We start from the raw sequence: 14,087 nt of genomic DNA, 5'->3' as shown, positions 1-14,087 counted from the left end.
AAATTTTACTTCCCTGTTGGTCGGCCGCTTTTAGCGCGGCACTTTACCGAATTGTCGGCGCGGTTCTACATCGCTTAAATCCCCGCCGGAATGTTCAGTGGATCACGCTTGATCATCTTGGGGCTGTTCAGCTCTTTCCACTTGCTCAGCGCGACATTGGCACTGGGAAAAGCGGGTCGCGGCACAAACCGCCCGCGTCCCGGTTGCGGCTGGCTGTTCTGACCCCAAGCCCAGATCACCTCGCCACGGCTGAGCGTATAGCGGCTCTGCGCCTTGACTTCGAAACCCTCGAAGACGTTGTAGTCCAACACCGAATGATGATTGGCGGGGCTGATCGTCTTGGTGATCTTCGGATCCCAGACCACGATATCGGCATCCGCCCCCTCGACGATTGCGCCCTTCTGCGGGTAGATGTTGAGAATCTTGGCGATATTGGTCGAGGTCGCGGCGACGAATTCGTTCGGCGTGAGCCGCCCTGTTTCCACCCCTTCGGTCCAAAGCACGGCAAGCCGTTCTTCCAACCCGTTGGAGCCATTAGGAATGATCCGGAAATCATCGCGGCCTGCGCGTTTCTGTTCGGTCGAGAAGGCCGCATGGTCCGTTGCCACCACTTGCAAACTGCCTGCCTGCAACCCGGCCCAGAGACTGTCTTGGTGATCCTTCGAGCGGAACGGAGGCGACATGACACGCCGTGCGGCATGGTCCCAATCTTTGTTGAAGTACTCGGACTCGTCCAGCGTCAGGAATTGGATCAATGGCTCGCCGTAAACCCGCATCCCCTTCTGCCGTGCCCGGCGGATCGCCTCATGCGTCTGCTCGCAGGAGACATGCACGATATAAAGCGGCACGCCTGCCGTGTCTGCGATGGTAATGGCGCGGTTGGCGGCCTCGCCTTCCAGCTCAGGCGGGCGGGAATAGGCGTGGCCCTCTGGCCCGGTGATGCCCTGATCGAAATACTTCTGCTGCAGCTCGGCCACCAGATCGCCGTTCTCGGCATGGACCATCGGCAGCGCACCCAGTTCGGCGCAGCGTTTGAAGGAGGCGAACATCTCATCATCCTCAATCATTAGCGCGCCCTTGTAGGCCATGAAGTGCTTGAAGCTGTTCACCCCCATGTCGACGGCGTCTTTCATCTCGTTAAAGACGGTCTCATCCCAGCCGGTGATCGCCATGTGATAGCCGATGTCGCTGCAAATCTGCGGCGCCGATTTACGGTGCCATTCATTGATCGCGTTTTTAATCGAGCCATCCGCGCCCGGCAGACAGAAATCCACCACCATTGTCGTGCCACCACAGGCCGCCGCCCATGTGCCGCTCTCAAACGTTTCGGCGGCAGTCGTCCCCATGAAGGGCATTTCAAGATGCGTATGCGGATCGATCCCGCCAGGGATCACATAGGCCCCTTCCGCGTCGATATATTCATCGCCCTTCAGGTCTTCGCCGATTTGCTTGATCTTCTCTCCTTCGATCAACACATCGGCTTTCCATGTGCGGTCCGCCGTGCAGACCATGCCACCTTTGATTACCTTGCTCATTGTCTTCTCCCCATCTTTTATGGCAATCCACGTCGGGGGGCCGGGGCAGCGCCCCAGTCCGCCGCCCGCGTGTTCAGCCTTCGATTTCCGCTGTCTCCAGCACCGCATGGAGCAACACGTCCGCCCCCGCCTTGGCCCAATCCTTGGTGATCTCTTCTGCCTCATTATGGCTAAGACCATCAACACAGGGGCACATCACCATCGCAGTCGGTGCCACGCGGTTAATCCAACAGGCATCGTGGCCCGCGCCTGAGATCAGGTTCATATGGCTATAGCCCAACCGCTCGGCGGCGTTGCGCACAGCCGTGACGCAGCCCTCGTCAAAAGCCACGGGATCAAAGCCGCCGACCTTTTCAAACTCGATCTGTATCTCCATATCATCGGCGATCTTTTGGCCTTCGTCGCGCAGACGGGCCTCCATATCCTCGATCACCGACAGTTCGGGCGACCGGAAATCGACGGTAAAGACCGTCTTGCCGGGGATCACGTTGCGCGAATTGGGATAAACCTCGATATGGCCCGCCGCCCCCACCGCATGAGGCGCGTGGCTGAGCGCGATCTCGTTCACCTTTTCGAGCACCCGCGCCATGCCTAGCCCCGCATCGCGGCGCATCGGCATGGGGGTGGAGCCGGTGTGGCTGTCCTTGCCGGTGATCGTCACTTGGGTCCAGCTAAGCCCCTGCCCGTGGGTGACAACGCCGATGTCCTTGCCCTCGGCTTCCAAAATCGGGCCCTGTTCGATGTGCAACTCGAAGAAAGCATGCATCTTGCGCGTGCCCACTTCCTCGTCGCCCTTCCAGCCGATGCGCTGCAACTCATCACCAAAGGTTTTGCCTTCCGCATCGGTGCGCTCGTAAGCCCAATCCTGGGTGTGAATGCCAGCAAAAACCCCCGATGACAGCATCGCGGGGGCGTAGCGGGTGCCTTCTTCGTTGGTAAAGTTGGTCACGACGATCGGGTGTTTGGTCTTGATGCCCAAATCGTTCATCGTGCGGATGATCTCCAACCCGCCGAGCACGCCGAGGATACCATCGTATTTCCCGCCCGTCGGCTGGGTGTCGAGGTGGCTGCCCACATAGACTGGCAACGCCTCGGGGTCGGTGCCGTCGCGTTGGGCGAACATATTGCCCATCTGGTCGAGCCCCATGGTACAGCCCGCCTCTTCGCACCATTTCTGGAACAGGGCGCGGCCCTCGGCGTCTTCATCCGTCAGCGTCTGGCGGTTGTTGCCTCCCGCCACGCCGGGGCCGATCTTGGCCATTTCCATCAAGGAATCCCACAGACGGTCGGGATCAATCTTGAGGTTCTCTCCGGGCGCGGGCATAGGTCACTCCTCTGTCATCGGCTTGGGCCGTGTTGTTTTTTTACCATTTGGTAAATCCACGATTGCGATTAGGTTAGGCTCTGTCAAGAACTGGTTTGAAACAACCCACCGCCGACCCGGCAAACGCCTTTTTTAGCAGCACCAAGGATCATTGCCTTGCCCGAAAGCACCGCCAAGAAACCCAGCCGCATCCAACGACGCAACCGCCGGGTGATTCTGGATGCCGCGCTCGAAGTCTTTTCCAAACATGGCTACCGGGGTGCCACGCTGGATCAGATCGCCGCCGAGGCTGGGCTGAGCAAACCGAATATTCTCTATTACTTCAATGGCAAAGAAGACATTCACGTCACTTTGCTGTCGCAGCTGATGGAAACATGGCTCGACCCGCTGGTGGAACTGGACCCCGAAGGCGACCCCCGGCGCGAGATTTTGGACTATGTCGAACGCAAGCTGACCATGTCGCGCGAACTGCCGCGCGAAAGCCGTCTTTTCGCCAATGAAATCCTGCAAGGCGCGCCGCGGATCGAGCCGGAGTTGCACAGCCATCTCAAACCCCTGTTCGACGAGAAATGCGCCGTGATCGCGGGCTGGGTGGCAGCGGGCAAACTGCCCCCGCTGGACCCGCAACATCTGATTTTCTCCATCTGGGCCACAACGCAGCACTACGCGGATTTCGAGGCGCAGGCGCAAATTCTGCTCGGACCCGACACCGATCCCCGCCCCCGCGCGCAGGCGCATCTTCAGGCGATGTTTGGCGCGCTATTGGACCTGCCGGAGCCATCGGCAAACGGTTAACCATAGCCGCCAGAGATGGACCGCGTTTAATCCTCCATTAACATTTCCGCCGCAATCTGCCTACGGGTGTGGGCTCCTTAGTAGTTAGAGGGGCAGTGATGAATGTAGGCGATTTTAACGGCGCAGGGGCTGCGCGGAATGCGAAGGGACTGAATGCAAAGGGGTCTGATGAAGCGGCGATCACGCGACCGATCCCGCGCGAAGAGATGGCGCGGGATGCGGCCATGGCAGTGATTGCGGCGCGGCGCGATCTGGCACGGATGGTCCCGCAGCCATCTGCCGAAACTACCGCCCCGTCGCGCAGAAACTCCTGAACGCAGGGCGGCGGCCTTGACTTACTCTGCCGGTTCAACCGCTTTGGCAGAGGGGTTGTTGGGGTGCGTGGTCCAGTTGGCATAGTCTGGCGTCACCGTCTTGCCCGTGCGCAGGTCGGTGGCACCCACGGCCAATTCTTCCATTGAGATACAGTCTTCGACAGGACACACATTGACGCAAAGGTTGCAGGCCACGCATTCCTCTTCGATCACGGTAAAGGTGCGATCCTCCGACATGGCGATGGCTTGGTGGCTGGTATCCTCGCAGGCGGCAAAACAGCGGCCACAAGAGATGCACAAATCCTGATCGATCTTCGCCTTGGCGACATAGTTCAGGTTCAACTGGTTCCAGTCGGTAACATTCGGCACCGCGCGGCCCACAAGCTCATCGACCGAGGTCATGCCCTTCTCGTCCATATACTCCGACAGGCCCGAGATCATCTCTTGGACCACCTTGAAGCCATAGGTCATCGCCGCCGTGCAGACCTGCACGTTGCCCGCGCCAAGGGCCAGAAACTCCGCCGCGTCGCGCCATGTGGTGACGCCACCGATGCCGCTGATCGGCAGGCCGTGGGTCTCAGGATTACGCGCAATCTCGGCCACCATGTTGAGCGCGATCGGCTTCACCGCCGGGCCGCAATAGCCGCCATGGGTGCCCTTGCCGTCGATCATCGGTTCTGGCGCAAAGAGGTCCAGATCGACCGAGGTGATCGAGTTGATCGTGTTGATTAGGCTGACCGCATCCGCACCACCGCGTTTGGCGGCCTCGGCGGGGTAGAGCACATTGGTGATGTTCGGCGTCAGCTTCACGATCACCGGCATCCGCGTGTACATCTTGCACCAGCGGGTGACCATTTCGATATATTCCGGCACCTGCCCCACGGCGGACCCCATGCCGCGCTCGGCCATGCCATGCGGACAACCGAAGTTCAGCTCAATCCCGTCGGCCCCGGTTTCCTCCACATGCGGCAGGATCGCTTTCCACGCTTCCTCCTCGCAAGGCACCATGATCGAGGCAATCAGCGCCCGATCAGGATAGTCGCGTTTCACCGCCTTCATCTCGCGCAGGTTTACCTCCAGCGGGCGGTCGGTGATGAGCTCAATGTTGTTGAGCCCCAGCAAACGTCGGTCGGCCCCATAGATCGCGCCATAGCGCGGGCCGTTGACGTTAACCACCGGCGGGCCTTCCATGCCGAGGGTCTTCCAGACCACCCCGCCCCAGCCCGCCTCATAGGCGCGGCGCACGTTGTATTCCTTATCCGTCGGCGGGGCGGAGGCCAGCCAGAACGGGTTGGGGGATTTGATCCCGATGAATTCGCTTCTCAGATCAGCCATGTTATGTCTCCCTCTCGGCGCGGCCTCAGCCCGCCGCCCCCATCAATGTGGTGTGAATGTCCATCGCGGCATCGCGGCCCTCGGCCACGGCGGTCACGGTCAGATCATCGCCGCCGCTGGCGCAGTCGCCACCCGCCCAAACACCAGCAAGGCTGGTGCGCCCGGTGCCATCAACCTTGATCTTGCGCCCGTCGAGTTCGGGCAGCCCGTCCCCCAACAGCGTCTGACCGATGGCCTTGAACACCTGATCCGCCTGCAAGCGCAGGGTCTGGCCCGTGCCCTTCATCGCCTCATCGACATATTCAAACTCGATCTCGCGCACCGAGCCATTGCCATGCACCGCGATCGGCACCGCATGGGTCACGATCCGCACCCCTTTGGAGGCAGCAAGGTCTTGCTCGAACACACTCGCGTTCATCCGGTCGCGCCCGCGGCGATAGACCAGCGTCACATTGAGCGCGCCGAGCAGTTTCGCCTGCACCGCGGCATCGACTGCCGTCATGCCGCCGCCGATGACCACCACGTCGCGGCCAATCGGCACGCCGGAGAGATCGCCCGATTGACGCAGCTCCGAAATGAAATCGACCGCATTGGCGACCCCGGCCTTATCCTCGCCCTCGGCCCCGAGGGCATTGACGCCGACCAGCCCCATGCCAAGGAAAACCGCATCGTAATCGGCCTGCAACTCTTCGAGGGTGACATCCCGGCCCACGGCAACCTCATGGCGGAAGGTGATCCCGCCTATCTGCATCAGCCAATCCACCTCGGCCTGCGCGAAGCCATTGGGGGTCTTGTAGGCCGCGATGCCATATTCGTTCAGCCCGCCGGGCTTGGGCCGCGCGTCGATGATCTCAACATCGTGGCCCAGCATCGCCAGACGGTGCGCACAGGACAGGCCCGCCGGGCCTGCGCCGACGACGGCAACGCGCTTGCCCGTAGGGGCCGCACGCTCAAACGGATGTTTGCCCTGTTGTTGCAGATGGTCCGTCGCATAGCGCTGCAACTGCCCGATCAACACCGGCTTGCCCTCGGCCACCTCGCGCACACAGACCTCCTCGCAGAGCGTTTCGGTCGGGCAGACCCGTGCGCACATGCCGCCAAGGATGTTCTGGCTCAGGATCGTCTTGGCCGCCGCATCCGGCGTGCCGGTGGCGATCTGGCGGATGAACAGCGGAATGTCGATGTCGGTCGGACAGGCCGTCATGCAAGGCGCATCATGGCAGAAGTAACAGCGGTCCGCCGCGACCAGAGCCTCATGTTCATCCAAAGGCGGATGCAGGTCCGAAAACCCCTCGTTGTAGTTCTGCGGCGCCAGCCGCCCCGGAACGATCCCCGGCTCAAAGACATCATGTGCCATATCAAAATCCCTGTCGTTTTCTTGGTATTTTGAAAATGCTCACATGGAATCATTTTTTTATCAACTGGTAAATTTTTGAAAATGAGCCTTACTGCACAAACCCCGCAGCACTGCCAGTTTTGTAACAGGCAGGTTATATTTCATGGGCGCTTCCTTGCTCGGAGCCTAAGCGCCCGTAAAAATCCTTGATTTTAAAAATAGGGGTTCCAATATCACAACTGCGACGCGAAGACTTTTCGACCCGGCTGCCCTAAGGCTCCAGCGATCACGAATTCGACCGAGCCGCGCTGCCGCATGTTGCGGGCAGATCAGACAGAGGGAGACACGGGTCATGGCTACTGGCACCGTAAAATGGTTTAACACGACAAAAGGCTACGGCTTCATCGCGCCCGATAGCGGCGGCAAAGACATTTTCGTTCATATTTCCGCTGTTGAACGCGCAGGCCTCACCGGGCTGGCCGACAATCAAAAGGTCACCTTTGATGTCGAAGCGGGCCGCGATGGCCGCGAAAGCGCGAGCAACATCGCGCTGGCCTGACCGGGCCACTGTTTAGGGTTGAAACGGACGCTGCGGCGTCCGTTTTTTGTTAGGGCTTATCGGCGACTTGCTCGGCAAGCTTGGCGACCGAGGGACCGATATCTTTTACGATCAACGCCACACCTTCGGCATTGGGATGGATGCCATCGCCTTGGAAATACCGGCGGATCGTCTCGCTCCGCGCCGAGGCCGTCCCCGCTTCCTCAGCAAGAAGCCCGGTAAAGAAGTCGGGGTAGAGCAGCGTCTCATGCTCTTCGGCCAATTCAGGGTACAGCCCTTCGAAATCCGCTTTGTACTCCGCCCCGTAGTTTCCCGGCGCCGACATACCGACCAGCAACACCTCAACCTCCGCATTTTTGGCCGCAGTCAGGATACCGTCGATATTGCCGCGCGCCTGCGCCGGGTCCAGCCCGCGCAGCATATCGTTCCCGCCAAGCGTCACGATCATCGCGTCAACCTCAGGCGTCAGTGTCCAATCAACCCGCGCAAGGCCGCCCGCTGTCGTGTCGCCCGAAACGCCCGCGTTCACGACCGTCGCTTCGACACCTTCGGCGTCGAGCCATGCCTGCAATTGCGGAACAAAACCTTCCTCGGCAGGCAAGCCATAGCCTTGGGTCAGGCTATCGCCAAGAGCCGCGATCACCACCTCCTTGGCCTGTGCAGCGTTGCCTAAAATAAAGGCAAAACAGATCAATACCTTGCGCATCCTTCGCGGACCTCCATATCCAACTGATACTCAGAACAAAGGCGGCCTGATGAGCAACCCTGTCTATGACCTTCAAGATGTCACGCTAAGCCTCAAGGGCAATGCCGGGACCGTCGATATCCTGCGCGGCATTTCGCTGCAGGTCCAGCAGGGCGAGAGCATTGCGCTAACCGGCGCCTCCGGGTCGGGCAAATCCTCGCTTCTGATGGTCATGGGCGGGCTAGAGCGCGCCACCGGCGGCAAGGTCACCGCCCTCGGCCATGATCTGAGCGCGCTGCGCGAGGATGGGTTGGCCCGGTTCCGTCAGGGGCGCATGGGGATCGTCTTTCAGTCTTTCCACCTCATCCCCACAATGACCGCGCTGGAAAACGTTGCCACGCCGCTGGAGCTTTCGGGGGCGGACGACGCCTTTGACCGCGCCCGGGCCGAGCTTGAGGCCGTGGGGCTGGGCCACCGGATCAACCAATATCCCGCGCAGATGTCGGGCGGCGAGCAACAGCGCGTGGCGCTGGCCCGCGCCGCAGCACCACGCCCGGCGATTCTGTTGGCGGATGAACCGACAGGGAGCCTCGACAGCCGCAACGGGGCCGCGATCATGGACCTGCTGTTTGAGTTGCGCGACCGCCATGGTGCAACGCTGGTGCTGGTGACCCATGCCGATGATCTGGCGCAACGCTGCGACCGAGTGGTGCAACTGGCCGATGGGCGCATCGTATGAGCCTACGTCTTGCCGCCCGTTTCGCCCGCCGGGAAATGCGCGGCGGGTTGCGCGGCTTTCGCCTGCTGCTGGCCTGTCTTGCGCTCGGCGTGGCCGCGCTGGCCGCTGTCGGGACCGTCCGCGCGGCGATCGAAGCAGGGTTGGAAGCCGAAGGAGCCGCACTTTTGGGCGGCGATGCCGAGCTTGATTTCACCTATCGTTTTGCCAGTGCGGATGAGCGTGACTGGATGGCCGCACGGGCGACGCGCGTGTCCGAGATTGTCGAATTCCGTTCAATGGCCGTGAAAGGCCGAGGCGACACATCCGAGCGCGCGCTGACGCAGGTCAAAGCTGTTGATGATCTCTATCCGCTGATTGGGCAGATGGTACTGGACCCCGCCATGCCCCTTGCCGACGCCCTTGGGCCTGACGCCACGGGCCTGCCCGGCGCGGTGATGGAGCGTGCGCTGGCCGACCGCCTCGCACTCGTTCCCGGTGATACTTTCGCTCTTGGTGAGGCTGAATTCACCCTCTCTGCTCTGATCCAACGCGAACCGGATTCCGCCGCCAGCGGCTTTTCTCTCGGCCCGCGCACACTGGTTCTGCGCGATGCACTCGAAGGGTCGGGGCTGCTGGCTTCTGGTACGCTGTTCAACAGCAAATACAGACTAGAGCTGCCCGAGGGCACCGCCCTTGACCCGCTCGAGGCCGAGGCGAAAGAGCGCTTTTCCGATGCCGGGATGCGCTGGACCGATGCCCGCAACGGCGCGCCCGGCGTGGCGCGGTTTGTCGAACGGCTCAGCGCGTTTCTGGTGCTGGTGGGGCTTTCCGGGCTGGCGGTTGGAGGCGTCGGTGTGGCCGCAGCTGTGCGCGCCTATCTGCAACGCAAGACCGCCGTGATCGCCACGTTCCGCGCAATGGGGGCAACGCGGGCGACGATCTTTCAGACCTATTTCATCCAAGTGGGTATACTGGCCGTGATGGGCGTGGCGCTTGGCCTGCTGATCGGCGCGGGACTGCCGCTGCTGCTGTCGCCGCTGATCGAGGCCAGCTTGCCCCTGCCCGCCCGTTTCGCAATCTATCCCATGCCCCTGATCGAAGCCGCGCTCTATGGCCTCCTAACTGCCGCGCTCTTCACCCTTTGGCCGCTTGCCCGCAGCGCTGACGTGCGTGCCGCGACCCTGTTCCGCGACGACTGGCAGCGCCAATCGCCCTGGCCTGCTGTGCCCTATCTCATCGCCATTGCCGCGCTTTTGGCGGCGCTGCTGGCGCTCGCGGGCTGGTTCAACGGGTCATGGTCCCTCACGCTTTGGACACTTGGCGGGCTGGCCGCGACGCTGGCCGTTCTGGCGCTCGCCGCTGCCCTGTTGCGCCTGATTTCCCGCGCCGCGGCCCGACGCGCACGCGGGCATCCGCGGCTGCGGTGGGCGCTGGCCGCGATTGGCGGGCCGGGCGAAGGGGCCACGGCAGTCGTGCTGGCGCTCGGCCTCGGCCTGTCGGTTCTCGCCGCTGTCGGACAGATTGACGGCAACCTGCGCCGCGCGATTGCGGGCAACCTACCGGATGTGGCGCCTTCCTACTTCTTTGTCGACATCCAGAAGGATCAGATGCCGGGATACACCGCACGGCTGGAAGGCGATCCGGCGGTCTCGCGCATCGAAAGCGCGCCGATGCTGCGCGGGGTTATAACCGAGATCAATGGCCGCCCTGCCCGCGAAGTCGCGGGCGATCATTGGGTCGTGCGTGGTGACAGGGGCGTGACCTATGCCGCTCTGCCGGGCGAAGACACGCGGATCACCGAAGGCGAATGGTGGCCCGAAAATTACAACGGCCCGCCGCTCATCAGCTTTGCCGCCGAAGAGGCCGAAGAGATCGGGGTGGAGTTGGGTGACACTCTTACTGTCAACATCCTTGGCCGCGACATCACCGGTACGATCACCAGCTTCCGCGAGGTCGATTTCTCCACCGCTGGGATCGGTTTTGTCCTGACGATGAATCCCGCTGCCCTATCGGGTGCACCGCATAGCTTCATCTCAACCGTCTATGCCGAGCCTGAGGCCGAAGCGGCGATCCTGCGTGACCTTGCCGGCGAGTATCCCAACATCACCGCGATCCGGGTGCGGGACGCCATCGACCGCGTGGCAGCGGTGCTTGCCGGGCTGGCCTCGGCCATCTCCTTTGGCGCACTGGCGACGCTCGCTACCGGCTTCATGGTGCTGATCGGCGCAGCAGCAGCGGGCACCGGGGCGCGCAGTTATGAGGCGGCGCTGCTCAAGACCATGGGCGCATCACGCCGAGCCATCGCCACCAGCTTTGTGCTGCGGGCGGGCTTGCTCGGTCTCTTTGCCGGTGCGGTGGCGCTGCTGGCCGGGATCACCGGTGGCTGGGCGGTGAGCCACTATGTCATGGAGACCGATTTCGCCGTGGTCTGGCCCAATGCGCTGATGATCATCGCGGGCGGCGTGTTGGCGACGGTACTGGCGGGCTTGGGCTTTGCGCTGAAGGCGCTGAACGCGCGCCCCGCGGATATGCTAAGGGCGCAGGAATGAACCCGCGCCCTTTGGCTTTCTTTGTGCCCTGATTACTCTGCCGCTTCGGCGTAGTCTTCCAACGGTGGGCAGGTGCAGATCAGGTTGCGGTCGCCATGCACGTTGTCGACGCGGTTGACCGGCGGCCAGTATTTGTCGACGCGGAAGGCGCCCGGGGGGAAGCAGCCCTGCTCACGGCTGTAGGGCCGGTCGCCCCATTCCACCACCAGGTCTTCCACCGTATGCGGCGCGTTTTTCAGCGGGTTGTTGGTGCGGTCCATGCGGCCCTCTTCGATCTCGCGAATTTCTTCGCGGATCGCCAGCATCGCGTCGCAGAAACGGTCCAGCTCGGCCTTGGTCTCAGACTCCGTCGGCTCAACCATCAGCGTGCCCGCCACCGGCCAAGACATCGTCGGCGCGTGGAAGCCGCAATCGACCAGACGTTTGGCGACGTCTTCGTTGGTCACGCCGGCGGTTTCTTCATAGGGGCGCACATCGATGATGCACTCATGCGCAACTCGGCCTGTGGGGCCTTTGTAGAGCACGTCGTAAGCCCCTTCGAGGCGCTTCGCGATGTAGTTGGCGTTCAGGATCGCGACCCGTGTGGCCTGTGTCAGCCCTTCGCCGCCCATCATCAGGCAGTAGGACCAAGAGATCGGCAGCAGCGACGGCGAGCCGTAGGGGGCCGCCGAGACCGCTGTGCCTTCCTCATTCGGATGGCCCGGCAGATGCGGGATCAGGTGCGATTTCACACCGATCGGCCCCATGCCGGGGCCACCGCCGCCATGCGGGATGCAGAAGGTCTTGTGCAGGTTCAGGTGGCTCACGTCGCCGCCCAGATCGCCGGGGCGCGACAGGCCCACCATGGCATTCATATTGGCCCCATCGATATAGACCTGACCGCCGTGGTCATGGGTGATTTTGGTCACCTCATGCACGGTTTCCTCAAACACGCCGTGGGTCGAGGGATAGGTGATCATGCAACCGGCGAGGTTCTCGCTGTGCTGCTCCGCCTTGGCGCGGAAATCGTCGAGGTCGATGTCGCCGTTGGCCGCCGTCTTGATGACCACAACCTTCCAGCCCACCATCTGGGCGGAGGCCGGGTTGGTGCCATGCGCGCTCATCGGAATGAGGCAAATGTTCCGGTGCCCCTGCCCTTGTTCGCGGTGGTAGGCGGCAATGGTTAGCAGACCCGCATATTCGCCCTGCGCGCCGGAGTTCGGCTGCATGGAGATCGCGTCATAACCGGTAATGTCGCAGAGCTTGTCGGAAAGGTCGTCGATCATTTCCTTGTAGCCGAGCGCCTGATCGGCGGGCACAAAGGGGTGGATGAGCGAGAATTCCCGCCAAGTCACCGGCATCATCTCAGCCGCCGAGTTCAGCTTCATCGTGCAAGAGCCGAGCGGGATCATCGCACGGTCCAGTGCCAAATCACGGTCCGCGAGGCGGCGCATGTAGCGCATCATCTCGGTCTCGGCCCGATTCATGTGGAAGATCGGGTGGGTCATGTAGTCGCTGGTGCGCACCATCGCGTCGGGCAAGCGGTACTCGGGCGTGAAGTCGTCATCCGCCTGTCGGATGCCGAAGGCGCGCCAAACGGCTTCGATGGTATCGGGCCGGGTGCGCTCATCCAAGGAAATGCCGACGCGGGTCTCGCCCACGCGGCGCAGGTTGATGCCCTCATCCACAGCGGATTTCATCACCGCGGCCTGCAACGGGCCAACGTCAACGGTGATCGTGTCGAAATAGGCTTTCGGATCGACCTTGAAGCCCGCCGCCTCCAGCCCTTTGGCCAGACGCACGGTCTTGCGGTGGATACGCTGCGCGATCGCTTTCAGCCCCTCCGGCCCATGGAACACGGCGTACATGGACGCCATAACTGCCAGCAGCGCTTGCGCGGTGCAGACGTTCGAGGTCGCCTTCTCGCGGCGAATGTGCTGCTCGCGGGTCTGCAAGGACAGGCGGTAAGCGCGGTTGCCATGAGCGTCGATCGACACACCGACAATCCGGCCCGGCATGGAACGCTTCATCGCATCGCGGCAGGCCATATAGGCGGCATGGGGCCCCCCGTAACCTTCGGGCACACCGAACCGCTGGGTCGAGCCCACGGCAATGTCAGCGCCCATCGCGCCCGGCTCTTTCAACAGGGTCAGCGCCAGCGGGTCGGCGGTGACGATGCCGATGGCCTTGGCCTCATGCAGGGCGGTCATGTGATCGGTGAAATCGCGCACATGGCCATAGGTGCCGGGGTATTGGAAGATCGCGCCAAAGACCTTGTCGGCCTCCATCTTGTCAGGGTCACCGATTATGATCTCAATGCCCAAAGGCTCGGCGCGGGTTTTCATCACGGCGATGTTCTGCGGGTGGCAGTCACGGTCCACAAAGAACGCCATCGCCTTGGATTTCGACCCACGCAGCGCCATGGTCATCGCTTCGGCACAGGCGGTGGCTTCATCCAGCAGCGAGGCATTGGCGACCTCCAGCCCGGTCAGGTCGCTAACCATGGTCTGGAAGTTCAGCAGCGCCTCAAGACGGCCCTGCGAAATCTCGGGCTGGTAGGGCGTATAGGCCGTGTACCAAGCGGGGTTTTCCAAAATGTTGCGCTGGATCGCCGGGGGCGTGACGGTGCCATGATACCCCTGCCCGATCAGGCTGGTGAGCACCTTGTTCTTGCCCGCAATGGACCGCATGTGCTCCAGCACTTCGCGCTCGCTCATCGCCTTGCCGAAATCGAGCGGTTCTTTGGCGCGGATCGCCTTGGGCATCGTGTCGTCGATCAGCGCGTCGAGGCTTTCGGCGCCCACGGTGTCAAGCATCTGCGACATCTCGGAAGGGGACGGGCCAATGTGACGCCGGTTGGCGAAGTCATATGGCAAATAGTCGGTGGGCTTAAAGCTCATATCGGGTTCCTCGTCACGGCGCGGCAGCGGCGCCCCCTATTTGTGGTGCGCCGCCCAA

General features: G+C 62.2%; 11 protein-coding genes. 5 read left to right on the top strand and 6 right to left on the bottom strand.

From position 1 onward, the window contains the following. Positions 1-74: 74 nt before the first annotated feature. Both hydA and ACSQ16_RS04705 read right to left on the bottom strand, forming a co-directional pair. On the bottom strand, positions 75-1,535 hold the full coding sequence (gene hydA / locus ACSQ16_RS04710; RefSeq protein WP_243261493.1) for a dihydropyrimidinase: 1,461 nt from the start codon (positions 1,533-1,535) through the stop codon (positions 75-77). A gap of 73 nt (positions 1,536-1,608) precedes the next feature. Continuing rightward, the gene (locus ACSQ16_RS04705; protein WP_243261494.1) at positions 1,609-2,859 is read right to left on the bottom strand and encodes a Zn-dependent hydrolase; all 1,251 of its coding nucleotides are present in this window, start codon (positions 2,857-2,859) and stop codon (positions 1,609-1,611) included. A 156-nt stretch (positions 2,860-3,015) separates the two neighbouring features. On the opposite strand from ACSQ16_RS04705, the gene ACSQ16_RS04700 reads away from it, so the two are divergent. Continuing rightward, positions 3,016-3,654, top strand: a complete 639-nt coding sequence (locus ACSQ16_RS04700) for a TetR family transcriptional regulator C-terminal domain-containing protein (RefSeq protein WP_243261495.1) — start codon at positions 3,016-3,018, stop codon at positions 3,652-3,654. A gap of 98 nt (positions 3,655-3,752) precedes the next feature. After that, positions 3,753-3,968 carry a hypothetical protein gene (locus ACSQ16_RS04695; protein ID WP_243261496.1) on the top strand — a complete coding sequence of 72 codons (216 nt, stop codon included), beginning with the start codon at positions 3,753-3,755 and terminating at the stop codon, positions 3,966-3,968. A gap of 21 nt (positions 3,969-3,989) precedes the next feature. On the opposite strand, the gene preA is transcribed toward ACSQ16_RS04695, so the two are convergent. After that, the gene (gene preA, locus ACSQ16_RS04690; protein WP_067623374.1) at positions 3,990-5,303 is read right to left on the bottom strand and encodes an NAD-dependent dihydropyrimidine dehydrogenase subunit PreA; all 1,314 of its coding nucleotides are present in this window, start codon (positions 5,301-5,303) and stop codon (positions 3,990-3,992) included. A gap of 25 nt (positions 5,304-5,328) precedes the next feature. Then, entirely contained in the window at positions 5,329-6,660 is a 1,332-nt protein-coding gene (locus ACSQ16_RS04685; protein WP_243261497.1) for an NAD(P)-dependent oxidoreductase, read from the bottom strand. A 331-nt stretch (positions 6,661-6,991) separates the two neighbouring features. Here ACSQ16_RS04685 and ACSQ16_RS04680 point away from each other — a divergent pair, with 331 nt between their 5' ends. After that, entirely contained in the window at positions 6,992-7,198 is a 207-nt protein-coding gene (locus ACSQ16_RS04680; protein ID WP_067623368.1) for a cold-shock protein, read from the top strand. A gap of 49 nt (positions 7,199-7,247) precedes the next feature. Here the strand turns inward: ACSQ16_RS04680 and ACSQ16_RS04675 are convergent, their stop codons facing one another. Further along, on the bottom strand, positions 7,248-7,904 hold the full coding sequence (locus ACSQ16_RS04675; protein ID WP_243261498.1) for an arylesterase: 657 nt from the start codon (positions 7,902-7,904) through the stop codon (positions 7,248-7,250). Between the two features lie 49 nt (positions 7,905-7,953). Between ACSQ16_RS04675 and ACSQ16_RS04670 the strand changes: the two genes are divergently transcribed. After that, a complete protein-coding gene (locus ACSQ16_RS04670; RefSeq protein WP_243261499.1) occupies positions 7,954-8,622 on the top strand; it encodes an ABC transporter ATP-binding protein in 669 nt (222 codons plus the stop codon). Continuing rightward, entirely contained in the window at positions 8,619-11,150 is a 2,532-nt protein-coding gene (locus tag ACSQ16_RS04665) for an ABC transporter permease (protein ID WP_243261500.1), read from the top strand. Before ACSQ16_RS04670 ends, ACSQ16_RS04665 begins: the two co-directional genes overlap by 4 nt. A gap of 32 nt (positions 11,151-11,182) precedes the next feature. Here ACSQ16_RS04665 and gcvP read toward each other — a convergent pair whose 3' ends face one another. Further along, positions 11,183-14,029 carry an aminomethyl-transferring glycine dehydrogenase gene (gcvP, locus tag ACSQ16_RS04660; protein WP_243261501.1) on the bottom strand — a complete coding sequence of 949 codons (2,847 nt, stop codon included), beginning with the start codon at positions 14,027-14,029 and terminating at the stop codon, positions 11,183-11,185. Positions 14,030-14,087 lie beyond the last annotated feature (58 nt).

The organism is Sulfitobacter sp. SH24, assembly GCF_965641895.1.
GTDB lineage: Bacteria > Pseudomonadota > Alphaproteobacteria > Rhodobacterales > Rhodobacteraceae > Sulfitobacter > Sulfitobacter dubius.
The sequence above is the reverse complement of the archived record's forward strand: the minus strand, read 5'-3'. Positions and strand labels throughout refer to the sequence as shown.

Bases quoted from the DNA above. Each gene is read 5' to 3' on its own strand.
- hydA (WP_243261493.1), bottom strand. From the start codon at position 1,535: ATGAGCAAGGTAATCAAAGGTGGCATGGTCTGCACGGCGGACCGCACA.
- ACSQ16_RS04705 (WP_243261494.1), bottom strand. From the start codon at position 2,859: ATGCCCGCGCCCGGAGAGAACCTCAAGATTGATCCCGACCGTCTGTGG.
- ACSQ16_RS04695 (WP_243261496.1), top strand. From the start codon at position 3,753: ATGAATGTAGGCGATTTTAACGGCGCAGGGGCTGCGCGGAATGCGAAG.
- preA (WP_067623374.1), bottom strand. From the start codon at position 5,303: ATGGCTGATCTGAGAAGCGAATTCATCGGGATCAAATCCCCCAACCCG.
- ACSQ16_RS04685 (WP_243261497.1), bottom strand. From the start codon at position 6,660: ATGGCACATGATGTCTTTGAGCCGGGGATCGTTCCGGGGCGGCTGGCG.
- ACSQ16_RS04680 (WP_067623368.1), top strand. From the start codon at position 6,992: ATGGCTACTGGCACCGTAAAATGGTTTAACACGACAAAAGGCTACGGC.
- ACSQ16_RS04675 (WP_243261498.1), bottom strand. From the start codon at position 7,904: ATGCGCAAGGTATTGATCTGTTTTGCCTTTATTTTAGGCAACGCTGCA.
- ACSQ16_RS04670 (WP_243261499.1), top strand. From the start codon at position 7,954: ATGAGCAACCCTGTCTATGACCTTCAAGATGTCACGCTAAGCCTCAAG.
- ACSQ16_RS04665 (WP_243261500.1), top strand. From the start codon at position 8,619: ATGAGCCTACGTCTTGCCGCCCGTTTCGCCCGCCGGGAAATGCGCGGC.
- gcvP (WP_243261501.1), bottom strand. From the start codon at position 14,029: ATGAGCTTTAAGCCCACCGACTATTTGCCATATGACTTCGCCAACCGG.